Source organism: Pseudomonadota bacterium (genome assembly GCA_026388275.1).
Classification (GTDB): domain Bacteria; phylum Desulfobacterota; class Syntrophorhabdia; order Syntrophorhabdales; family Syntrophorhabdaceae; genus JAPLKB01.
In genome coordinates this window covers 80,339-105,177 of the sequence record JAPLKB010000028.1, presented here as the reverse complement: position 1 = coordinate 105,177, position 24,839 = coordinate 80,339, and the positions used below count along the sequence as shown (strand labels likewise).

Genomic DNA, 24,839 nt, shown 5'->3' with positions numbered 1-24,839 from the left:
CAGTCCTCCTTCCGTAACCATCTTCACCGCTTCCTCTCTGAACTCCTTTGTGTAAACTGCATTGGGAATTCTTTTCATTTTGACACCTCCATTGTCGTATTGTACATCAACTTTGGTGTCTACTAAAAACATCTTACGTCATACGTCCTGCGTCCGAAGGAGCATAGCGACTGAACGTCCTTCGTCCCTCGGGTAAGTGGTCACCCCCTCCACCGATTCGTGCCCTCCGTTTAGGTCAATTCTTTGATCATATCCTTAATGAGTGCCACACTGTCAGGATGCCTCATTATCGCAATATCTGCTCCGGCAATAAGAAGGCTCATGGCCGTAACAGCTTCCATCAGCACAGATCTTTTCTTTTCATCTCCAAGTTTCGGTTCTTCCGCTCTCGTCAATCTTGTCTCTCTCGTCTTCCAGACCTCCTGGGCAAGATTGCAAACAATGGGATACTGTAGTTTTGCATCTTCCTGGGTAAGGGCTGCCATCCTGTCCCGCTCAATCACAGAATAAGAATATTCAAGACCATAACCCAGCCCGCCGGTTGTTGGGTCTACAATGATTTTCTCATCAGGTACACCGAGGTTTCCAAGGAGGATATTTAACTGTTTTGCAAGGTTTACGTCTATCGGGCTTGATGCAAGCACAACATGATTATATGCAATAGCTATTGCCCCGATCTGCTTGTAGTTTTTTTCCGTTACAGGGCCGATTGCGACATTTTTCCCTTCGCATACTTCGGCTACTCTTCTTAATAAAACGATGTCCTTTTCGCCATCTCCTGTTCCCCAGATGATAAGAGGTACGTCAACAGCATCGGCAACACACTTGACCACAGCCACAACCTCTTCCACATCCCTGTTCATACCATTAGGGTCAGCGCTCTTAAGCAGTAAAGCTATAATCTCGGCGCCATATACATCTACGCATTTTCTTGCCCATGCAGCAGGGTCGTTGATTACATCCACAAAAGGCTCTATGGCCCATGCCTGCCATTCCTGCGGCTCGTAGTCCCACACTTCAAAGGCTATTCTCGGCTTATTGGACATCTCACCTTCAAAAAGGTAAAGGGGGTAGCACCTCTCACCTCCTATGGTGATTGCCTTTGATCCGACACCTATTTTGACTTCTTTTATACTGCCGGTATATTTTATTTTTGGAATTTCAAAAGCCATTGTCCCTCCCTTGTTAAAATCAGTGAATAGTCGTTAGTGAACAGTTTAAAGGCAGTGAACAGTGAATAGTGAATAGTAAAAACAAATTCAGAATCAGCTCTTGGCATTCTCTTCACTATTCACTGTTTTTAAACTATTCACTATTCACTGTTCACTATTCACTGCCTTTTCTCTTCTCGCTCCCATACCAGTCTTTGCTGTACCAGTATCGTAGAGCTGTCTTTATATATCCAAGTCTTTCTTCGCGGGTTGCAAGTTTTATTCTCCAGTCCTGCTGACCTTCAGGTTTGCCTTCCTCAAAGGTATCACCGAGAACTTTCACCTTCTTCCCGTTAAAATCCTCTTTCTCATCATATTGGTAATCAATCATGCCGTCTCCTTACTAAATTTGACTGCGCTTACATGCCTGCACTCATTTTCGCCGACTCTAATGTATTCAGCATCAACATCGTTATCGTCATCGGTCCTACACCACCCGGTACCGGCGTTATCATAGATGCTTTTTCTTTGACAGCATCGAAATCAACATCCCCGCAGAGCTTTGCCTTTCCTTCCGGCGTCATCCCTATCCTGTTTACGCCAACATCTATGACAACTGCACCTTCTTTTACCATATCAGCAGTTATCGCCCTGGGCCTGCCTGCCGCAACTATGAGAATATCGGCACGTTTTGTGTGAAAAGCAAGGTCTCGTGTTCCTGTATGGCACAAAGTGACCGTTGCATTTGCACCTTTTGCCTTCTGTGCAAGCATCATTGCAATAGGTTTCCCAACAATATTACTCCTCCCTATAATCACTACCTCTGCACCGTCTATCTGCACACCGCTTCTTATGAGCATTTGCTGAATCCCATATGGCGTGCATGGATAGAAACGGGCTTCTCCAATCATAAGCCGCCCAACATTCGTGGGGTGAAAACCATCTACATCCTTGTCAGGATCTATCGCATAAAGAACCCTGTTTTCATTTATCTGCTTCGGTAACGGTAATTGTACAAGTATTCCATGTATCTTCTGATCTTTGTTATATTTTTTAATTATCTCAAGAAGCACATCTTCGGGAACATCTTCCGGCAAATCTTCCTGAATTGAATAAAACCCGAGGTCTTTTGCCGTTTTCTGTTTTGCCGTAACATAACTCACAGATGCAGGATTCCTGCCCACAATAATCGTTGCAAGGCCGGGTGCGATTCCGTGCTTCTCCATTAAACTTGCAGTATCTTCTTTAATTTCTTCTCTGATCCGGGACGCGATCTCCGTTCCACTTATGATTTTTGCAGACATAGGACCTCCTTCTTCAAGCATTCCCCTTTAACTCTGTACAAAACCATCCTGTCCCAAAGTTTTTTTGAAAAGCTCATATGCATCAATCAGCGCAGCTGATTCTTTATCGAGAAAAAATATGGGTTTCCCTTCCATATCGTCTTTTATAAGCACATCATCGTTCCTTATAGTGCCTGCAACCTTTTCCCCTGTTCGCATGGCCACATCTATCAGCTTTTCACCATGACCGGCTTTTAACCTGTTAATTACAATCTCCATTCTCTTTATATTCAAGCCCAGATCACTGATCAGATCAATTATGCGTTTTGCAGTCATCACGCCCCTCGGCGTCGCATCCGAAATAATATATAACTGGTCTATATCCTGAGTAACAAGCCTGCTGATATGCTCCATGCCTGCTTCGTTATCTACAACCACATAGGCATAGTTCTCTTTCAAGGCATCAATTGATTGTTTCGCAAGACTGTTTGCAGCACAATAGCACCCGGGCCCTTCAGGCCTGCCCATAACAAGAAGGTCAAACCCCTTGCTCTCGATAATTGCCTCATGCACTTTGTATTCGAACCATACATCCTTTGTCATGCCCTGCGGCACATCTTTCTTCATAAGCTCGCGCGCCTCGCCGATCGTCGCTGTAACATCTACACCGAGGAGTTCATTCAGGTTTGAATTCGGATCAGCGTCAACGGCAAGGACAGGACCATCTTTTACCTCTTCAACAAGGTACCTTATTAGAAGCCCGCAAATAGTCGTCTTCCCGACACCACCTTTTCCGGCAATTGCTATAACTTTTGGCATTATTTACACCTTTATTTTTGATTAACAATTTCCGATATAAAACCGGCAATGCTTTAACTCACTTTATGTCGCGCAGACTCCTGTCCGCCAGGGCTATTATTCACTATTCACTATTCACTGTCTTCTAAGCTTCTCCATTACACCAGGGAATTCCTCCTGATTAGTGTGGGGCAGAAACATTGCTGCTATATATTCGTCCATGAATTTGTTGTTATTTGAAAGCTCAATATTCGTCATAGTTCTCGCAATTCTCTCAGTCTCATTCAAAAATCCCTTACAGAACGAGAGCAACCTTGCACCCAGGAGAGAGCCATTCCCTACAAATATAAATTTATTCAGAGATAATCCGGGCAGCAACCCGATAATCTGCGCTTTTTCAAGGTCAATATAATGACCGAATCCGCCTGATATTATAACCATATCTACATCCTTAAAGGCAAGGCCAACATTGTCGAGGAGAACCTTGCATCCGGCATATATAGCTGCTTTTGCCCTCATCAGGTTGTCTATATCCACCTCGGTGATTACGATATCTCTGTCAATACAGGTCTCGGATTTGTAACAGACCACATATTCATACCTGCTGTCTCCTTCCCTTATTCTCTTTGTCTTAATATCTCTTTTAAACTTGCCGTTCTGGTCTATAAGGCCAACCTCAATAAGTTCTGCAACAAGATCAATCAAGCCCGAGCCGCATATGCCCATAGGCTTTACCCGCCCGATAGTAAGAGTCATGGGCTCAAAAGTAGAAGGGTTAATTCTGATCTGTTCTATTGCACCCTTCCCTGCCCTCATACCGAACTTAATCCCGCCGCCTTCAAAAGCCGGGCCGGCAGAGCATGATGCGCATACAAGCCAGTCTTTATTGCCAAGTACAATCTCGCCGTTTGTTCCTATATCCATAAAAAGGGCTGTCCTGTCTCTCTGAAAAACCCCTGAGCCGAGGACGCCTGCAACAATATCTCCGCCAATATAGGAAGACACACAGGGAAAAACATATACATGGACATGCTCCTTTACTCTTACACCAAGCATCTTAGCCCTGACAGGGGGGAAAATTGTTGCCACCGGCGTATATGGCGAAAGCATGATATATTTGGGGTCCAGGCCAAGAACGATATGTGTCATTGTGGTATTTCCGGCAAATACGAGATGTGATATATGCTCCGTATTTACGCCGCTTATTTCGATAAGTTCTTTTATCAGGTCATTGATTGTGTGGATCACAACTTCCTGCAGCTTCTTCAACCCGCCTTTTTTCTGAGAGTACATGATCCTTGATATCACATCTTCCCCGTAACTGATCTGGGCATTGTAATCGGATGATTCTGCCAGCGTACAAAGATCTCTGCCAGTACCCGCCGGTGCCTTTAGTTTAAGCACGCTGCAGCCTGCAAGGTCGAGAAGCTGTGCGCAAACTGTTGTTGTTCCAATATCTATCACTATTGAATAGTTATTTTCCACAGCATTGCCGGGCTCAATGTTAATAAGTTTATACCCTTCTCTTATTTGAACTATTGTAACCGTAACCTTCCAGTCAGCATCTCTCAGCACCTTGCTCAACTTTGCAAGAACTTTAAAATCAACAGTAATGCCGTCAATACCGCACTTCTCCTTCAGCACCCTTGCAAGTCTCCCGAAGTCTGATATATTATCCTCAATAGACGGTGGCTCAAACTCAATATATCTCTTAGACACAGCAGGATCCACGTCCCATCCAGTTACAAGTTCCCCGATATCTGATGCAGAAAGAATAGAGGTTGCCTTACTTCTCTTTTTCAGTACAAGCTTATCCACCTGTGATTCAAGAGGCACTTCGATTGTCATATCTGAATGCGGGGTAGTCATGCAAGCAAGCCTTATGCCCGAATCGTACTCTAATTCCGATATTTCAGGATGAACCCCGGAAGGAGCGTTACCTTTCAGCACCTTGATCCTGCATTTCCCGCAGGAAGCGTTACCACCGCAGGAAGCGTTAATATGGATGCCGGACTTCATTGCCGTTTCAAGTACAGTTTCTCCGTTTTCAGAAAAACATACCCTGTCTATGGGGAGGAATTTAATCTTATATTTTGCCATTCAAATCCTTAGTGCTATAATATTAACAAATTATTGGCAATTTTCAAAACATTATGTCCTTTATTACTTAAACAAATTGCTTATTATCTTACCTCGATTGTAATTGTGAATAAAACTATTTATTGTTAAGGTTCATTTAGATTCAGCATTATTGACATAATACTAAATTTATTATATGCTGTTCATTATAGTGAATTATGTATAGTCCACCTATTTTAAAAAAATCTCTTGAAGTCCTTAAATTTATAGTTGATAGCGGAACTCCGCTCGGCGTCACGGAAATATCAAATAACCTGTCTGTAAGTAAAAGCACTGTTTATGGAATATTAAACGCTCTTAAAGATGAGAAATTCGTTGAAAAAGAAATTAAAACTAAGAAGTATTTGATCGGGCCGGAATTATACGAACTTGCAAAAAAAGTATTCAGAGGAGGAGAGATCCTAATGGTCGCAAGGCCTTTTCTGAAAAAACTGGTTTCACTTGTGGATGAAACTGCGTTTCTCTGCATACGTGAAAATACCGTTGCAAGGGTCCTCGATGCCGTAGAAGCAAAAAAGGCGCTCAAGATATCCTCCCCGATAGGCTTAAAATTCCCGATTACCGCATCTGTTCTCTGCAAGGCTTTTCTCTCACCTATGGACAACGAAAGTATAAAGATGTTTTTGAAAGAGAAGGGATTGCCGCGATATACCGAAAACAGTATTACCGATATCAATGAATTCCTTAAAGAGATTGATAAAACAAGAGAAGCAGGCTACAGCCTTGATCTTGAAGAGTATTTAAAGGGGGTACGGGCCGTAGCAACACTTATTTATTCAAACGACTTACCTATCGGGGCCATCTGCGTAATCGGCTTCTCAAACTCAATGCTTAACGATAAGTTGCCTTTCATGATCCAGCAATTGAAAAACACGACTCAACAGATCAGCGAAAGACTGTCTCAATTAAAGATACAGCTATAGCAAAAAGCACCGTGACAATCTTGTCCTTATCCCTGGCAGCAGCACTATTCTACTTCCAAATCGAAGATGATATCAAGGCGGCAAGGGAACAGCCGCAAGCTGGTACATTCATTGATTTCGAGAATCGTCAAAAATGAAAATGTAAAGGACGTTCAGTTCTCAGCTCCATCATACAATAAATTGTCGTACTTATCCTACATGCATTGTATAACAAATCCTACAGACAATTAAATTAATTTGTTATACGTTGTGTTTGGGAATAGTAATATACACGTTGTTTGAAAGTGTTATGACAACGTAAAGAATATCACGACGAAGGAGAGCTCTAAATGAAAACGAAATGGTATTTGTGTGTGCTCTTAATTGCAGTTGTAGCTGCCATTCAGGCGACCGCCGTCTTCGCTGAACCCATAATCTGGGAGTCAAACCTCATTACCTTTACCAAGGCCTCTTGGGCGGACTGGACTAAGCCGGCCAATCAGGACCACATAACATCCAACGTCTGGCTTACTCGGGCGGATTATGCCGGTCTATTCAACATTGCGCAAGAGAGCTCCTCCGATGGCTATCTTGGCAGTGCCCCTGCAGATACTGAATGGGCTTTCAGTCTGTATGGTCTTAATGAAGGCAGGACTATGACTGCATCGAATTATTCAAACCTTGACTTTTATTCCTGGGGGGAGTCGTGCGATTGGTATCCACCCGGACTTGTCGACACGCCAGGGGTTGTCCACTTGATTTCCGATGATATATACCTGAACATAAAGTTTACAAGTTGGGCGGTTGGACAGGATGGTGGTGGTAAAGGAGGAGGAGGTTTCTCATACGAAAGGACTTCTCCGGTTCCGTTACCGCCGTCGCTTCTTCTCCTCGCTCCGGGGCTTCTCGGTCTTGCAGGTTTGAGGAAAAGATTCAGCAAATAAGCATCATTAACATTCACAAAACAAAAGGCAGGGCCAATTCGGCTCTGCCTTTTTTATTTATCATTCTATAGGGAATTACCACTTGTAATCTTGTACTCTTTGCAGTTTGCACTTCTGGCAAAAACCGCGAAGCAGGAATTTTAAAAAATGGGGAAACTCCGGTTTTACAGCCTTTCCTCTGTCATCTCCAGGAATTCTTCTTCATTTAAAACTCTAATGCCCAGCTCATTTGCCTTGTCAAGTTTTGAGCCTGCTTCTGCCCCGGCAACAAGAAAATCTATTTTTTTGCTTACAGATGAAGAGGTCTGAGCACCGAGAGCTTCCACTTTTTTCCGCGCCTCGTCCCTTCCCATCCCTTTCATGGTTCCGGTAAAAACAAAGGTCAAACCTTTAAGCAATTTAATTTCTTCTTTTCTGTATTCAATTTCAACGCCTGATTTTAAGATCCTTTCTATGGTTTTTTTGTTTTTGTCGTCTATAAAGAAAGTTGTAATGCTGTTTGATACCTCAGGCCCGATTTCCGGGATATTTATCAATTCTTCTTCCTTTGCTGCCATTAATCCGTCAATGTCTTTGTATTGTTCTGCAAGAAGGACCGAAATATGTTCTCCCACATGTCTTATGCCGAGGGCGTATATAAACCGTGCAAATGGACGCTTTTTAGATGCGTTTATTGCATTTATAATGTTTTCAGCGGATTTATCAGCCATTCTATCGAGACTTGACAGGGTCTCTTTGCTTAAATAGTACAAATCCGACACGTCTTTAATAATATTTTTATCTACCAGTTGTTCTACGAGTTTTTCTCCAAGGCCGTCAATATCCATTGCTCTTTTTGAAGCAAAATGTTCGATGCTGCCCTTTATCTGAGCAGGGCAGTTTATATTAATACAACGACGGATTGCCTCACCAATAGGCCGTACTACCTGCTCGCCGCATACCGGGCATATATCCGGCATTGTAAAGACTTTTTCACAGCCCGTCCTTTTTTCTTTTATTACCCTTACAACCTCAGGGATTACATCACCTGCCCTGGACACAATAACAGTATCACCGATCATTATATCTTTTCTTTTTATCTCGTCTTCATTATGAAGGGTTGCTCTTGAGACTTCCACTCCGCTGACTGTCACAGGTTCAAGTATCGCTACCGGGGTAAGCGCTCCTGTCCTTCCAACCTGGACATCAATGCGGTTGATTTTTGTAGTTTCTTCATGTGCTTCAAATTTGTAGGCAATCGCCCATCTTGGCGATCTTGATACAGCGCCGAGGATATCCTGGTAGTCAAACCTGTTAACTTTAATTACCGTGCCGTCAATCTCGTAGCCAATTTCATCTCTTTTTTTATGAATTTCTTCGTAATATTCAAGGACTTCATTGAGATTTTTGCATAGTTTTGCATAAGGGTTTACCCTGAATCCCCACTTTCTCAGGTATTCCAGGAATTGAAAATGTGTTTCTACACTTGTTCCCCTCATTTCACCCATGGCGTAACAGAAAATATTAAGCCTGCGCCCTGAAGTAATCTTTGGGTCAAGTTGTCGTACAGAACCGCTTGCAGCATTCCTTGGATTTGCAAAAAGAGGCTCGCCCGATAGCTCTCTTCTTTTGTTCAGACCTTCAAATTCCTTTTTTCCCATATATATCTCACCCCTTACTTCAAGGAGCGACGGGATGGGAATATCTGAACTTTCGATCATCTTCATCGGTATTGCCCTTATTGTTCTCAGGTTCTGGGTTATATCTTCTCCTATGTAGCCATCTCCTCTTGTCAAACCAAAAACAAACTCACCATTTTCATATACCAGTTCAACGGCTAACCCGTCTATTTTTACCTCCATTACATAATCCAGATCAGTCACATTAAGGAGTTTTTTGACCCGTTTATCAAAATCTCCAACTTCTGCTGCATCCATGGCATTTGCAAGGCTCAGCATCGGTGTTCTATGGGAAACTGCAGAGAAAGATTCAAGAGGTTTTGCACCGATTCTCTGAGTAGGAGAGTTGGGATTGAAAAAATCGGGGTATGCGCTTTCAAGCTCTGCCAGTTCCCGCATCAGCTTGTCATATTCGGCATCTGATGCTAAAGGATTATCGAGGACATAGTACCTGTAATTATGATAATTTATTTCTTTTCTAAGGCTTTCTATTCTTATCTTTGCATCTTCTTTGTTCATAATTCTTCCTTAATAAATCTTTACGATATTGTCAATAGTTTATTAACTGTTGAGTTGTTTTGTCATAGTTTTTCAGGTTTTTTATTAGACGGGCAGCGGCTTGGCAGGTAAGGTTGTTTTGTTTCTTGAGTATTTTTAGTTCTTTTTTCTTGGTCGGTCAGCAGCATGTTCGGGGATATTGATCTGCGGCGGTCTGCTTCGCCTTGCGATCCTCCGACGTTTGCCACCCACGTGACAGTTGGTTACTTATCGATATAATTGGCTGCTCGTGGGTTCCCGGCTAAAACAGTACTGACCATATAACCCCGGTCTGCGGGCTGCAAATCTCACAGCCCATCCACATCTGCAAAATCCCCGACATGCCGCTGCCCATTCAACCCGGATTTACATATACGCTTATGTGAATCCGGAATAGTCAATGGCTTTTCCCGTTCTTATATGCTCGTTGATATCTCATGCTATATCGGTGTTTCTTTGAAGGACATCCTGACACCGGATATACTTTTTCTAATGAAAAAATTATTCACTTATAAGCGTTCTAAAACAACAAGTGTTTCAATATGAGGAGTATGGGGGAAAAAATCAAAGGGAGTAATGCCGGTTATACTGTATCCGTGCGTTGTAATGTCTTTTAAATCCCTTGCCAGTGTGGATGGATTGCATGATATATATCCAATCTTTTTTGGATTTATACGTGCAATATGCTTCAGCCCATCATTGCTGATGCCTCCCCTTGGAGGGTCCATAATAAGCAGGTCGGTTTTATCAAGGTTAATTTTACCCAGAATTGTTTCGACCTTTCCTGTATGGAAGAAACAGTTTTTAACTTTATTCAGTTTGCAATTTTCATGGGCATTTATTATATTTGCCTGTAATGAATCAATGCCTGTAACCTCCTTCGCATATCCTGCAAGAGAGATTTCAATCGGGCCTGCCCCGCAATACAAGCCCAGAACCTTTTCGTCTGCTTTAAGATCTGCAAGCTCGATTATCTTTTTGTAAAGTATTTCAGCAGCTTTTGTATTGGGCTGAAAAAAAGATTCAGGAAAAACCCTGAATTTAAGGCCATTCAACGTCTCTTCAATATAAGATTTTCCAGCAATATGAATTAATTTTCCGGAGTGAAAATTATCTCCAGGTATGTTGTTTATAATCCTGTAAAAGCTTTTTATCTCTGGAACGAGCGTGGTTAAAAGCTGCCATAATGGCATCAGGTCCGGCATATCGCCCTTTGTGGTTTCAATGATGGCCATTAATTCATTGCTGGATTTAGATTCCCTGAGGAAAAGGTGCCTGAGAAATCCCTGGCCGGTAAATGGGTTGTAAGCTGCAAGACCGTGCTTTCGGGCAAAATTGATAAAAGGCGGGATAATTTTTTCTGTAACCTGACTTGAGATGAGGCATCTTTCTATTGGTACCACGTTTCCCTGATATTTCTTAAAAGGCGAAACCCTTTCCCTTAATCCTATGGTAGCCCTGCCTTCGCTTTCCCCGAAGGCAAGTTCAAGTTTATTTCTGTAATAATATATATCCGGTGATGGAGTAATAGGAAAAAACCTGATTTTTTCCGTGTCCAATCCGCCTATTCTTTTAAGTGTCTGCAACAGATAATTTTCTTTTAATTCAAGCTGTTTCTCATAGGAGAGGTTTTGAAGCGTACAGCCACCACATGGACCGAAATGACTGCATCGGGGTATGACCCTGAAAAGGGAGGGTGCAACTAACTCAAAGATTTCTCCATAGGCAGTCTTCTTTTCTTGCCTGAGAATTTTTACTTTTACTAAGTCGCCGATAATGCCCTCGGGCACAAAGACAACAAGCCCCTCTATTTTCGCTACCCCATAATTATTTGGAAGAGCAATGTCAATTATTTCTATTAATAAAGGGGCTTGCGTCGCCCCCTCACCTGGCAAAGCCATGTGAGCCTCCCCTTCTCGCTCACCGTGTGAGCTATTTAGCACTTTGACACTTTATGCACTGGCTTGCGTCGCCCCCTCACCTGGCAAAGCCATGTGAGCCTCCCCTTCTCGCTCACCGTGTGAGCTATTTAGCACTTTGACACTATATACACCGGGACACCCGCAAGCGGTTACCCGGTCGCCCCCTTCTCCTTTCCGTATGTACGAAGGATGTCCGCTCACTTATGTTCGCTTGGACGTCCGCTTGCGCTGGGACGCAATTAAATGCATTTACATCCTGCGTCCGAAGGAGCATAGCGACTGAACGTCCTTCGTCCCTCGGGTAAACGTGAGCCTCCCGCACCCGCAAGCGTGTACCCGGCTCACCGTGTGAGCTATTTCGCACTTTGACACCTTATACGCTGGCCATTAGAGGTTTTTTGCATTAATGAACAAGCTTATCTGCCGGTTTAATCGGAAAGGAAATGGAAAATGTTGTTCCTCCGGAATAATAGCATTCTTCCGTGGTTTTACATTTACGACAAAGGGATATGTCACCGGGGCATACATCAAGATCGGTCGGTATATGTATACATCTTTTGCTTTTAAAGGTTATATCAAAACCAAAACGGTGTGCGTATGTCTTAATTCGGAGAAGTTCAAAGCCCTTTCCCCCTGCGCCGAAATCGTAAGGTTTTTTGGATGTATAAAGGTCTGTTTCTTTTGTATGAAACAGGCCATCGAGAATATATTTTTGATTCTCATCGGTAATGCCGATACCTGAGTCTGTAACATGAATCCATATGCGGTCATTTTTCTGCTCAAGAGCAATTAGGATCTCGCCATTTTCAGGGGTGTTTTCAATTGCATTCTTAATGAGACCTTCACATATTTCCTTTAAAACAACCGGGTTTATGGTGATAAAGAGATCATTTACCCCTTCAAGACTGTAATGTATATGTCTGTATCTTGCTGTATGTTTTACTTTTTCCAGTATTAACTTTACAAACGGTAGAAGATCGATAGATTGAAAGTCTTCTATTATGGCAGGTAGAAATTGATCTGTCCATTCTTTTAAAACATTCCAGTGAATCTGTATATCAGGCGGTATTTCCGATATATCTTTCATACGTTGCAGAATGCGATCAAGGTCATCAAGTAAAAGAGATGCCTCCATCTCCTGTGATGCGCGGAATATCTCGTCAGTTTCGTTTGAAATGGCGAAGAGGCGTTCTAAATTTCTTTCAAGGGTTTCTATAATACGGTAGTCAGTAGAAATAAATTGTGCTTTTCTTTTTAAAATTCTAATAGTTCCCTGAATTACTGCAAGCGGGGTTTGAAGCTCGTGAGAAATATGATGAACAGCCTTTGTTTTGGCCCTGTTGAGACTTTCTAATTCTTGATGTGATTTGATAAGGGCTTCATGTGCCTGTATTCTCTCTGTAATATCGTCAAATGTGACAAGATAATCCCCGGTTAAAAGCTGTACAAGGAAAAAATTAATTGTTCTTATTGTCTGGTCCTTACATGTTACATTGAAAGTTCTTATTATTTTATCTCCATTCCTTGCGCTTTTAATATCATTGATCCATGTTCGGAGCACATGTTTTTTATACATGGAATCCGGAAAAACTCTTTTAAACCATTCTCTGCCGTTCGGAATATCGTTCAGATCATAGCTGAACAATTCTCTGAATTTAGGATTCACATATCTGTACACACCGTCCTTGTCTATCATAGCTATTCCGAAAGGCGCATTGTTGGATAGTGCCAGGAGCCGGTTTCTCTCAGTACGCAGAGCATCATCATTCTTTTTGCGTGAGGTAATATCTCTCAGATAAAGAAGGTAAACAGGCCGACCGCGGTATGTGGTGCTGGTTCCTGAAAGCTCGATATAAATTGTTTTTCCGGTCTTTGTGATGCCTTTGAATTCGTATCTTGAAGGTACAGCTTCTCCTCTTTGCCTTTGCTGGTGTATGTTGCTTACTTTTTCATGGTCGTCAGGATGAACTAAAAAGGTTATAGGCATATTGATAATTTCTTCAGGTTTATCGTATTCAAACATTTGAATAAATTTTTTGTTTACATATAAATGTTTGCTATCCTGTATTATTGCAATGCCGTCGTTTGAATGCTCGATGGCGGTTCTGTAACGTTCCTCGCTTTCAATAAGAGCTTTTTCCGCTATTTTCCGCTGGGTGATATCCTGCATTGTACCTTCATAATGGAAAAGTTTGCCGTCCTTACTCCGAACCGCTTTAATATTCATCGAAATCCAATGAGAGCTTCTGTTTTTACTGTACATCTCTACTTCATAATTTTGAACTGAACCCTGTTTTTTGATTGTTTCCATCCACTGAAAACGGTCTTCAGGGTGAACGTACAATTGAGTATTGATATTGGTAACTTCATTTAGAAGCTCTTCAGTTGAATCATAACCGTGGATACGAGCAAGAGAAGGGTTTGCACTTAAGAAACGACCATGAGGGGTTGTCTGGAATATACCCTCTGTAGCATTTTCGAAGATATTTCTATACTTCTCTTCGGTTTCACGTAGTTCTGCCTCCATTTTTTTCAGTTCTGCCTCTGATTTTTCAAGTTCAGCTATGCGTCTGCGCATTTGTTCTGTCAGACTTATCAGCTCTTCATATGATGGAGGATGTTTTTTCTGCATGATCCTTTAAAAGTTTTCCCACCTGTTTGTGCTTGTTAAGCAGATTCACATGAGAGACAAAGGCCTGGTGAAAACCTATTTCTGTGGGTGCATAAGTACCAATGTGAATCAAGTAGGGCCTATTTTGTATTAACAGAAACAATATTTATCCGTATATATCCTGACGGATAAATTTCCCGCAGTTTGCTGCAAAAGCTTTTTCTTAGACTTTAGTTTTTAATACCCCATATGCTCATGGCGGGGTTGTTAATTTTACAAAAATTCCACATTATAAACTTTCATGTATTCTACATTAAATCAATACACATCCGCAACGAGATTGTTTGCTGTTTCCATCACTTCATTATCTATAAGAGGTTTACCCGGCAAAGAATTCGGGATATCCAGTGTTCACAGCGGTTTGCTTAAGGACAACCCGACACCGTTCCCAATGATATATCCGGGTTAAATATTTAATTTGTTATTCATCCTCAGATAGTCCAGATTTTCCTTTAAACTCATGACTTTTCATTCAGAATAAATTGTTTAAACAAATATTCTTTATGAATGGTTTTAAGGACTTCCCGGATTATCGGCCTGTTTTTACGATTTCCGTATTGTATCAGTGCCCGATGCATCTTTCTCTCCCGGAAGGTCTTGGGAACATATATATTTTCATTTGTAAATGGGTGCATTTCAGTGTAGTAAATGGCGCCGGACAGTGTAAGTGGCAGGGGGGTGAAATCCTGTATTTGTTCGGGATGGATATTTTTTTTCATTAGATAAAGGGCAAGTGACAGCGTATCTTCAAGTGTTGAACCGGGATGGGCGCTGATAAAATAGTTTACAAGATACTGCTTTTTATTCAATGATTTATTTATCTCGTTGTACTTAATGACGAATTTGTCATAAACATCGAAGGTCGGCTTATTCATGATTTTCAGAACCTGGTCTGTTGAATGTTCGGGAGCGACCTTCATTTGCCCGCTTATATGATGCTTGCAAAGATATGTAAAATAATCCGATGAATCTTTATCAATGAGCAGATCGTACCTTATACCGCTTTCAATAAAAGCGTGTTTTACTTTTCCCAGTGCAAGAATCCGGCTGTATAATTCCATGCTTTCACTGTAACCGAGCTTCAGGTTGCTGCATTTTTCAGGTATGAGACAGTATTTGTCCTTACAGGCGCCCCTGTTTTTCCATAATGTACAGGATGCATGATAAAGGTTGGCTGTAGGACCGCCTATGTCTGTGATGGTGCCCTTAAACTCAGGCTTTTCGGATATCATTCTTGCTTCGTTCAGAATCGATCCTGCGCTCCTTGACTGGATTATTCTCCCCTGATGCATATATAACGAGCAAAAGGCGCATTCACCACAGCATCCCCTGTGGGAGATAATGGAAAATTTCACTGTTTCAAAACCTGGGATGCCGCCATTTTTGCTATATACAGGATGCGGGCTTCTCATGTAGGGAAATTCGTAAATCTTATCGAGCTCCTTTTCAGGTAATGGCAGTGAAGGAGGGTATTGTATCATGTAGCGTGTATCGTATTTTTGTGCCAGTACCTTTCCTCTGAAGGGATCCTGATTTGTGTAAATTATTTTAAATGCTTCATTGAACTTCAACTTATCATTTTTTACTTCTTCATAAGACGGTATTTCTATGCAGCCTTTTGGCAAAAAAGTGTCATCAGCGATCTGTTCCCGATCCCCGACTCTTGCCTCCTGATCCTTGCCCCTATCTTCTTGCCTCTTACCTCTTAACGCTTGCTCCTTGCCACTATCTTCTTGCCCATTGCCCCCTGACCCTTGCCCTATGACCCCGGATATTTTGCTGACTATGGCTGTTCCTCGTATGCCTGCAAGTTTTTCACCATGAAGCAGCCTTCGGGCAATTTCAACAACCTGCCTTTCTCCCATTCCGTAAACCAGGATATCAGCCCTTGCATCCAACAGAATTGATCTTCTCACAGAATCATCCCACCAGTCATAATGGGCGAATCTTCTCAAGCTTGCCTCAATGCCTCCGATTATGATGGGTATGTTGCCGAATGCCTCCCTTATCCTGTTAGCGTAAACAATCGTTGCCCTGTCAGGGCGCAGACCCGGTATGCCTCCGGGAGAATAATCATCATTCTTCCTTGCCCTCTTACCGGCAGTGTAATTGGCTACCATGGAATCCATATTGCCGGCGGTTATCCCGAAAAACAAGCGCGGTTTCCCCAGTTTTTTAAAATCATTAATGTGTTTCCAGTCAGGCTGGGAAATTATTCCTGTTTTAAACCCTGCCCCTTCCAATGTTCTTCCAATTACTGCAGCACCATAAGAGGGATGATCCACGTAAGCATCGCCGGTGATGATGATTACGTCCAGGGTATCCCATCCTTTCCTTTTCAAATCGTCTTGCGATACGGGCAGAAAATCATTTTGCATGGATTTATTTTATCAGAATATGCAGAGAGCCAACAGCTATTTCTTGATTATCACGCGAAGTTTATATCCCGAAGCTTTCTCCGGGGATGAATTATTAATCGTTATTTTTATCTTGTATCTTATCGTTTTGTTCCGGCTGTTCCGGAACTTTAAAATCGTTGTTTGGAAACAACGGCAGGGATTTTGACATAAAATCGATCCATATAGGAAGTGCAGCGGTGCCTCCTGATTCCTTATTGCCGAGAAAATCTCCTTTGTCATAACCAACCCAGACAAGACAAAGCAGGTTCGGAGAGAAACCGATGAACCATGCATCCTTGAAATCGTCTGTTGTTCCTGTTTTTCCTGCAAGAAAATAAGGCATCTTCGAAGCGCTTCTTGCTGTCCCCCTCTGGACAACTCCTTTCATGATGTCTACGAGCGCATATGCTGTTTCAGGTGCTACGACCTTTTCTCCTTCCGGTTTTTCGTTATAAAGCTCCTCACCTTCATTTGTGTAGACGTCTCTTAATGCTGTGGGCGGGATGTATTCGCCGCCCCTTGCGAATGCGGCATATGCTGCTGCAAGCTCTATAGGAAGTATCTCTGTTGTTCCAAGTGCTAAAGACAGATTATGTTCAAAATTACTGCTTATATTTAATCTCTTTGCCATATCAATTATATTATCAATGCCAACTTTCTCAAGCAGTCTCACTGTGGCGGTATTTAGCGATAATTCAAGAGCTTTCCTCATGGTGACGCTGCCGTGGTACTCATTTTTATAATTCCTGGGATGCCAGACTACTTTTGTATAGGGATTTGTAAATGATAAAGGCGCATCCAAAATCATGTAGTTAGGAGTCAGTCCCTGTTCCAATGCTGTTAAATATATGATGGGTTTGAAGGAAGATCCGGGTTGCCTTTTTGCCTGAACTGCCCTGTTGTATGGGGATGTGGAAAAATCCCTGCCGCCTATGAGCACCTTTACTTCCCCTGTTTTAATTTCAATTGCAATAAGGGCTACTTCAGGAAGTTTTTTTACATCAGGATGCCTTGTTTTGTAAGCCTGTATACCTTTCTCTATCGCTTCATAACCGTATTCAGTCATTTTAAGGTTTACAGTGGTTTTTATATTGAGTCCTTTTGTAAGTATGCTCTGGGAATCATCAAGGTGTTCTTCAAGGGCTTGTTTTACATACTCTACGAAGTATCCTGTCTTTTTCTCATAAGCCTTGTAAGGAGCAAGCACCATTTGTGTTTTTGCTGCCGCTAAGTATGTTTTTTCATTGATAAAACCAGCTTCATACATTTTTCTCAAGACAAGATTTCTTCTTTCCAATGTTTTTACCGGGTTTTTAAACGGCGACAGCCTTGAAGGCGATCTCGTAAGCGCTGCAAGGGTAGCCGACTCTTCAAGTGTCAACTCACTTGCCTTTTTATGAAAGTATGTGTAGCTTGCTGCTTCAACACCGTGAGCGCCTTCGCCGAGATAGATTAAATTCAGATACAAATTGAGAATTTCATCCTTCGAGTAGGTCCTTTCTATCTGGATTGCAAGCATTGCTTCTTCAATTTTTCTTTTAAAGCTTTTTTTGAAAGTCAAAAATAGATTTCGTGCAAGTTGTTGTGTTATTGTTGAAGCTCCTTCCGATATACCTCCGCGGATGATGTTCTTGAAAGCAGCTCGTCCGATGCCCCTGATATCAATGCCGAAATGTTTATAGAACCTCACATCTTCAATTGCAATAAATGCATATTTAAGATTATAAGGCATTTGAGTAATCGGAATGGGCACTCTTTTTTCAACAAACAGCTCTGCAAATAATACTCCATCATCTGCATAGAGTCTTGCCGCTGATTTTGGTTTATATGTTTCGAGCTCCTTAACGTCAGGTATTTCAAGGTAATTAACAAGAGCATATCCGAAGCTTACCCCGAAAATGGTTGGGATTAAGATGAGCAGTATGGCAAGTTTTATAGTTGTTCTCGAGTACATGAAGGATATATTATACTTTATAAACATCGTATTGGCAAACCGTAATGTGCTGTCTACGGCAATTTGTTTATGCAGGTCCTTGCTGTGTTATTATTCCAATGGAGTTTAAAGAAGAACACATAGAGTTGCGGGAGAGAAAAGGTTATGGCTTATGAAACAACATTCAGGACAATGTCAGTTCAATTGTGTGCCTTCCATAAGCTGTTTACGGACGAAACCGATATGGCCGCGTAGTATATAAAACTGTTCGGCAAAAGATGCCGGTACTTTCATCTTATTGACCATCTGCTCTATATAGTCAAGACGTCTGAGCAATTCTTCCTGCTTTCCGGTTGTTTTGTTGCCCGGAATATCCCGTTCAAGCGCCAGCAGCATACCGTACCACTTGTAAATGCGCATTTTTATCTGCCATTGATAGACTGCAGTGATGATTCGCAGTCCCGGGATTAAAATGATGAATATCGGCACAAACACTGCCAGTATACGGTTTGCCAGGCTTGCCAGCAAAAAGGGCAGATACCGGTAGAGGAAGCTTTTACCTGATTTATAGAACCGACTTGCATCGTCGCTTATCCGGAATTCACGTTCGATGGATGAAGGAAACTCGCCCTGGCGCTGGAAGATGCCTGCCCGTCCGTGTATCTCAGTTGCTGCCCCGAGCAAAAGATCGGACAGCACAGGATGTAAATCAGCCCGTGCAACAAGCTCTACTGTGGGACCAATCAGGTTGACATCCTGGAGAGGGATATTTTTCCCCAAGTCGATAGATCCCCGGGGAAGTTTAAGATTATTCAAATAATTGAAACGCCGGGTATAACCTTCGGCCTGCACGAAATTAAAGAGCTTTATTCCCGGTGTCTCAAGCAGGGTAAACATAATTTTTCCGGAAGCGGCTTCTCCCATAAGAAATGCGGCGTCAATTTTGCCTTCGATCAGACTCTTTGCTGCATCTTCCGAGTCCAGTTCAAGAAAAGTCGTTGTGCCGCCCGGTTCAATCCCATTTGCCGAAAGTAATGTTATTGCCAGAGCATGGGTTCCGCTTCCTAACGGACCGGTGGCTAAACGCTTACCCCTCAATTGTGAGAGCGTTTCCATGTCAAAACCATCCCGATAGAAAATCATCAGCGGTTGATATAATATACCGCCGAGCGAAACCAGTTTATCGATATTCTGATCCTTTGCAAGTCCGGCTTGAACTAAACCGATGTCGACACGGAAAGAAGGATCGTTCAGCCTCTTCAGGTTTTCCAGGGAGCCATGGGACGGAAGTATCTTCATCTTAATTCCATTCCGTGCCAGTATCTTGGCATATCTTCCTGCAATCCTGTTAAAGGCGCTGTCCTCAGGGCCGCTTGTGATGATAATAGTTTTTGGCGGAGTTGAATGATAGAACCAGAAAGCAGCAAAAATTGTAACCAGAACGATTAAAATAACAGCAGTAAAAGTTGCCGCGCGGCCGAGCCCGAAGGTTTCTTTGAATATGTGCTGAATGTGAGCAAAAAAGCGCATGAAACCGTCCCTGAATAGCACTTGAATCCATGTTGATCCTATTTTCTTGCCTGCTCTCATGATTAATGTCTTATAAGATGTTATATTACCTCTTTTTTTTGAAAATAACACGATTTTGTGTTGTGCGGAAATAATATTCCCGTAGGTAAACCTGCGGCGCTATAAGATTGCAAGCGGTAATTATCGAGAAGAAAAAAAAGGCAGGATCAAATTGACCCTGCCTCAATAATTGATCGTTTATGATTACTTTCTAAATCTTCTCCTTAATGCCGCAAGTCCTGCAAGACCAGGGGCAAAAAGAAGCAATGCTGAAGGTATGGGGACAGGGTTTTCAGAAACGAAAGTAATTCCCATATAGGGGGCTGAGGAATACTCCGTGTGTCCGTCCTGCAATACGGTCGTGTTGCCGGTAGTAAAATAACCTGGACCGACATAGCACCCGAAACCCCCTTCCAAATATGAAAAAATAACGTCACTATTCTCCCAAGAAGCCATAAGTCCGCTCGTTACGATGGTGGGATTGCCTGCACGAGCAAACAATATTTCTGTATTGCCGGCTGGTGCGCCGTAGGTGATCCAGGAGCCGCTAAAATCGTGTACGCTGTCCGGGAGGGTAATCGATCCGCTGTCATAACCGCTGGTAAGAAGCTGGCCGTCAACGTAAAACCCGCCTTCGAATTGACCGGCGGAGATGGTTACTGTCAACGGGTTGCTATCATCGATAGTAAACCAGGCTGCCGACGCCGGGGCAATGAATAACAGAGAAAGAGCAAAAGATGCAAGGGCTACTATCATGGCATTTCTAATATGCATAATAAATCCTCCTTATTTTACTTAGTACACACCCTCACGGATGGGTTGGTTTTATCAGAGTTATTTGACATCATATAACAAATTATTTTTATTGTATGTAGGATATATACGATAATGTATGTAGGATAAATACGATAATTATTGTAATATGGAACAGGAAACAAGCTGTCTTTTAATATACATTTTTGACGATCCTTAAAATCAATCCAAATGATTCCCTGCAGCTTGCTGCAGGGTTACTACTTGCCCTGCAGCTTGCTGCAGGGTTACTACTTGCCCTGCAGCTTGCTGCAGGGTTACTACTTTCCCTCGCCCCTCCGGGGGAGAGGGCGGGGTGAGGGGGATATGAGCCTCTTTCCAGTGATACCCCGTCCGCTTGCTGCGGGGAGGTTCATTGAGAATACCCTAGGTAAGATCAATAGAAGGATAATGCCCCTTGCCTTACTTTAATCCCCTCATCGAGATATTTTAGAGGCCGGGCGCTTTTTGCGCCTGACTTTGTCAACTTCAGTGCCGTTCGGTCCTCGATGTACCCCATCCTGGCGGCTTTTGCACTGACTGATTTACCCGGTTACCTGCGCGCTGCTATTATCTTAGGAAACATATTTCTGCACCGTGTAAAAGATTACAAGTGGCACCCGTTGAAACAGAAGAATAAAAAAGGCAGAGCCTTTTCTGACTCTGCCTCGATAATTTATGATTTATGATTACTTTCTAAATCTTCTCCTGATTGCTGCAAGGCTGACAAGGCCGGGGCCGAAGAGCCACAAGGCGCCGGGTATAGGAACCGCAGAAGAGGCAACTGTGACTCCATATAGAAAAGCACGGTGTGTTCCCTCTGCTCCAGTGTCGGTTATTGTGATTGATTCAAGCGTTCTGCCATTGTACTGAGCATCGGTGAAGGTAAACAGTTGCTTATCAACACGAGTAGGAAGATAAGGATAGGGGGTGCCGTATCCAGAATAAACCTGCACCGTATCACCAGAGATGGTATTAGCATATCCGCCGTTCCACCAATCCCTGATATCCACGCCATCGGTGAGGATTTTTGTGTAAACACCGTTGCCGGACCAATTAAAGGTTACAGTCGTATATTGCATGGGATAATAGCCCCAGGAGGTGTTGATTAAAGTGTGAACTTCTTTGACATTGGCAACATTTACCGGAATAGTGATAGACCGGGTACCATTGTATCCTGTATTACTATCCCATGTATAACTGTCCCAGGTATTGTTGTTTGGGTATGCAGGAATGTCAAAAGGTACACCACCCAATGTCACAGGTGAACCTGTAGGATAGCTGTTGTCTCTTCCCCAACTGGTACTGTTATAGTCAAAGGTTATCGGTGTATAATCGTACGCCGCCGCTCCGGTGGCAAAACCAGCCACAACAAAAAATATAAGAACAATTGATAAAATTAATCTTGATTTCATCCATAACCTCCATTTATGTTTTGTTGGCAAGCCGACTGTCTGCTTTGAGACCACCGGGCTTATCGTTCCACTGTTGCCAACTGCATGGCATGAGCATTATTGTAATACAAAATACAACAAATATATTTTATTGTATGTAGGACATCTACGACAATGTTTGTAGGTTAAATACGACAATTATTGTAATACGGAACAGGAAGCCCGCTGTCTTTTAATATACATTTTTGACGATTCTTAAAATCAATCCAAATGATTCACTGCAGCAAGCTGCAAGGGTTACTACTTGCCCTCGCCCCTCCGGGGGAGAGGGCGGGGTGAGGGGGATATGAGCCTCTTTCCAGTGATAACCCGCAGCTTGCTGCGGGGAGGTTCATTGGGAATGCCCGGGGTCAGGTGAATGCCGCAAAAGCATAATGAGCAAGATTCGGGTTATTGACCCGGTGGCGCAACAAAAAAGGCAGGGTCGAATTGACCCTGCCTTTGATCACGTATGATCTTGCTTTCTATTTTTATTGTTGCTGATTTACTTATCCTAAATATTTCCTCTTAAGTCCCATAAGTCCAAGAAGACCGGGGCTAAGCAGCCATAAGCCGCCGGGGATAGGCACAGGTGTATTTGTGGTAATCCTGAGGAATGCAGGATCGCCGCCATCAGCGCTGCCGAAGGTAAAGCCTGATTGGCCTGTGTGCATGAAGGAATAGTTTGCGGTTGTCCCGGAATTGGCGAGGATACCCTGTATGGAACTGGTAACATCAAAAAACTTCCAACCCGTTCCGCCTTCTCCATATACACTTTCAACCCCATTGAGTATGCCGACAGCACCGGAACCCCAGATACTTAGGATATCGAAGTTAAAGGTCGCCGAGATGATCTCTGCAGCCTTGCCGACGACAGGGCTCAGGTTGAAGCTCAGATAGGTATCCCTGTACTCACCTGAACCATCGTAATACCAATGAGAGACCTGGTTGGGATTTGCGTTTGACTCCCACCAAGTGTAAACATATTGCGAGCTTTTATTCCAAACAAAGACCGTGTCCCCTGCTGCTGTTACCGGAATGTCAATAATTGCGGCATAAGTTCCTGTGGCTGCCATACCAATAAGAAATAATCCAACCATCAATATTGCTAAAAATTTTCCCTTCATTTTTACCTCCTGATACTGATTTATTTATTCTATTTTGGCAACCCGGCCATCTTCGCTTACCTGAGACCCGTTGGTTTTCCGTCCCACCCTCGCGGATGGTTTGGCTTTATCGATCACGTACTACTTTGTATAACATCTACGATGTTTTGTCTGTAGGATAATTACGACACTTAGTGTAGGACATTTACGACAAATCGTGTAAAACATTTATTACAATTACTCGTATCCGGTAGTTATATTTTTTATGTAGTCTTGATTTATCCGTGGCTAAGATCTCAATGCTCAATTGCTACAATAATGCTTGTTTTCGTGTAAGTTATCTTAAATAGCTCTGCGGTGCACTGCTGCAATTTTCTACAATACTCTGGAATAATTAATTTATGTTGTCAGGTGTTTCCTGAGAGACACGCTGCGCGGTTTTTGCCGGAAAGACCCCCCGTCTTTTTGTCAAAAACAGAATCGCTTTTAGCCGAAAATAGGGTAAAGGGTGACATAATACTATTGCAGAGATAAAAACCTAAAAAACTTGACAAATATCACACATAGAATGTATAACAAGTAATTACAATTATGTCATCCTGAGTTTGCTGAGCCACCAGCAGGAAACCAAAAACGGGGAAGATTCAAGGAATGAAAAAGGCGTCCAAGTTTCTATACTATAACCTGCGAAAGAAAAGAACGTTATGGAGTTAAAGAAATACGTACTTATTCTATTTTTATGATTTAAGGAGAGAAAAACATGAGAAAAATCAAATCAGCTTTATCTGTGTCCCGAATGAGTAAATTCTTTGTATTGACAGCAGTGCTCACTCTCGTGTGCCTGGGCGGGATCGCTCATGCAGACAATATCATCGGTTATACCGTAAGCGGCTGGGGACCGACATCTTATCCTGCACCCACCACACCGCCGTCGAACGCACCCTGGGGTACCGATGGATACCCGGGTGATACGCTGGAGCTTGTCACCTACACGGGTAGCCTCAATCTTGAACCCGGTACATACACTCAAAAGATCAACACTCTTCTCTGGACAATTAACTACACCTATGGAGGGACTGCGACCGACCCCAGCCAGGAAGCTTGGAGAGACTTGTCATTCAATGTTAATGCATCTCGCACCATTTACTTCGCCGCGGCTTCCGGTTCTCTCAGCCAAACGGGTCTTCTTGAAGTTAAATGGGATAACGACTATCTTACTTTCTATAATGGCACGACAATTTCTTTGATTTTTCAGGGATACAAAGTTGATATCACTCCCCTCGGATTTGCTACAGTCCCGGGATCGAACTTTGATGGATACAATCCCTGGGTTCAGCCTCAGGGTGACATTATGGCAAGATTTGATGTTTCCGCTGCTCCTGTCCCTATACCTCCAACCGTCTTGCTCCTGGGTTCCAGTTTAATAGGACTTGCAGGACTACGCAGAAAGTTTAAAAACTATATGAACAAATAACGTATAACTTGCTGCAAAATTAATAATGAGGCAGGGCCGGAAGCGGCCCTGCCTTTTTTGTACATATTTCAAACAATAATCGTTTAATTCTGGAGTTACCCTCTATGCAAAATTTGGTGTAGCAAATA

17 protein-coding genes and 1 riboswitch are annotated in these 24,839 nt (G+C 42.7%); of the genes, 3 read left to right on the top strand and 14 right to left on the bottom strand.

Translation table 11 applies throughout. The annotated features are described in order from the left end of the window. Positions 1-230 precede the first annotated feature (230 nt). The 5 genes from NT010_07925 to NT010_07905 all read right to left on the bottom strand — a co-directional run bounded on the left by NT010_07925 (position 231) and on the right by NT010_07905 (position 5,332). The gene (locus NT010_07925) at positions 231-1,172 is read right to left on the bottom strand and encodes an acetyl-CoA decarbonylase/synthase complex subunit delta (protein ID MCX5805980.1); all 942 of its coding nucleotides are present in this window, start codon (positions 1,170-1,172) and stop codon (positions 231-233) included. A gap of 154 nt (positions 1,173-1,326) precedes the next feature. Further along, a complete protein-coding gene (locus NT010_07920) occupies positions 1,327-1,542 on the bottom strand; it encodes a hypothetical protein (protein MCX5805979.1) in 216 nt (71 codons plus the stop codon). A 28-nt stretch (positions 1,543-1,570) separates the two neighbouring features. Next, positions 1,571-2,455 carry a bifunctional methylenetetrahydrofolate dehydrogenase/methenyltetrahydrofolate cyclohydrolase FolD gene (folD, locus tag NT010_07915; protein ID MCX5805978.1) on the bottom strand — a complete coding sequence of 295 codons (885 nt, stop codon included), beginning with the start codon at positions 2,453-2,455 and terminating at the stop codon, positions 1,571-1,573. A gap of 27 nt (positions 2,456-2,482) precedes the next feature. Further along, the gene (locus NT010_07910) at positions 2,483-3,253 is read right to left on the bottom strand and encodes an AAA family ATPase (GenBank protein MCX5805977.1); all 771 of its coding nucleotides are present in this window, start codon (positions 3,251-3,253) and stop codon (positions 2,483-2,485) included. A 114-nt stretch (positions 3,254-3,367) separates the two neighbouring features. Next, the gene (locus NT010_07905; protein ID MCX5805976.1) at positions 3,368-5,332 is read right to left on the bottom strand and encodes an ASKHA domain-containing protein; all 1,965 of its coding nucleotides are present in this window, start codon (positions 5,330-5,332) and stop codon (positions 3,368-3,370) included. Between the two features lie 197 nt (positions 5,333-5,529). Between NT010_07905 and NT010_07900 the strand changes: the two genes are divergently transcribed. Both NT010_07900 and NT010_07895 read left to right on the top strand, forming a co-directional pair. Further along, on the top strand, positions 5,530-6,294 hold the full coding sequence (locus NT010_07900; protein MCX5805975.1) for an IclR family transcriptional regulator: 765 nt from the start codon (positions 5,530-5,532) through the stop codon (positions 6,292-6,294). Positions 6,295-6,623: 329 nt separating this feature from the next. Next, entirely contained in the window at positions 6,624-7,217 is a 594-nt protein-coding gene (locus tag NT010_07895) for a hypothetical protein (protein MCX5805974.1), read from the top strand. A 164-nt stretch (positions 7,218-7,381) separates the two neighbouring features. Here NT010_07895 and ligA read toward each other — a convergent pair whose 3' ends face one another. The 9 genes from ligA to NT010_07850 all read right to left on the bottom strand — a co-directional run bounded on the left by ligA (position 7,382) and on the right by NT010_07850 (position 23,258). Beyond that, positions 7,382-9,394, bottom strand: coding sequence for an NAD-dependent DNA ligase LigA (gene ligA, locus NT010_07890; GenBank protein ID MCX5805973.1), 2,013 nt, complete (start codon positions 9,392-9,394; stop codon positions 7,382-7,384). 527 nt (positions 9,395-9,921) lie between these two features. Beyond that, positions 9,922-11,313, bottom strand: coding sequence for a 23S rRNA (uracil(1939)-C(5))-methyltransferase RlmD (gene rlmD / locus NT010_07885; protein MCX5805972.1), 1,392 nt, complete (start codon positions 11,311-11,313; stop codon positions 9,922-9,924). 424 nt (positions 11,314-11,737) lie between these two features. Next, the gene (locus NT010_07880) at positions 11,738-13,966 is read right to left on the bottom strand and encodes a PAS domain S-box protein (protein ID MCX5805971.1); all 2,229 of its coding nucleotides are present in this window, start codon (positions 13,964-13,966) and stop codon (positions 11,738-11,740) included. Positions 13,967-14,463: 497 nt separating this feature from the next. After that, positions 14,464-16,383 carry a YgiQ family radical SAM protein gene (locus tag NT010_07875; GenBank protein ID MCX5805970.1) on the bottom strand — a complete coding sequence of 640 codons (1,920 nt, stop codon included), beginning with the start codon at positions 16,381-16,383 and terminating at the stop codon, positions 14,464-14,466. Between the two features lie 94 nt (positions 16,384-16,477). Next, complete coding sequence (locus NT010_07870) at positions 16,478-18,385, bottom strand: PBP1A family penicillin-binding protein (protein MCX5805969.1); 1,908 nt, start codon at positions 18,383-18,385, stop codon at positions 16,478-16,480. Between the two features lie 147 nt (positions 18,386-18,532). Then, a complete protein-coding gene (locus tag NT010_07865) occupies positions 18,533-19,927 on the bottom strand; it encodes an ABC transporter substrate-binding protein (GenBank protein ID MCX5805968.1) in 1,395 nt (464 codons plus the stop codon). 183 nt (positions 19,928-20,110) lie between these two features. Then, on the bottom strand, positions 20,111-20,680 hold the full coding sequence (locus NT010_07860) for a VPLPA-CTERM sorting domain-containing protein (protein ID MCX5805967.1): 570 nt from the start codon (positions 20,678-20,680) through the stop codon (positions 20,111-20,113). Between the two features lie 707 nt (positions 20,681-21,387). Next, positions 21,388-22,113: a VPLPA-CTERM sorting domain-containing protein gene (locus NT010_07855; protein ID MCX5805966.1), complete on the bottom strand. Its 726-nt coding sequence runs from the start codon at positions 22,111-22,113 to the stop codon at positions 21,388-21,390. Between the two features lie 527 nt (positions 22,114-22,640). Next, positions 22,641-23,258, bottom strand: coding sequence for a hypothetical protein (locus NT010_07850; GenBank protein MCX5805965.1), 618 nt, complete (start codon positions 23,256-23,258; stop codon positions 22,641-22,643). Between the two features lie 33 nt (positions 23,259-23,291). Beyond that, positions 23,292-23,373, bottom strand: a riboswitch (cyclic di-GMP riboswitch). 624 nt (positions 23,374-23,997) lie between these two features. On the opposite strand from NT010_07850, the gene NT010_07845 reads away from it, so the two are divergent. Next, a complete protein-coding gene (locus NT010_07845) occupies positions 23,998-24,711 on the top strand; it encodes a hypothetical protein (protein ID MCX5805964.1) in 714 nt (237 codons plus the stop codon). The last annotated feature ends 128 nt before the right edge of the window (positions 24,712-24,839 follow it).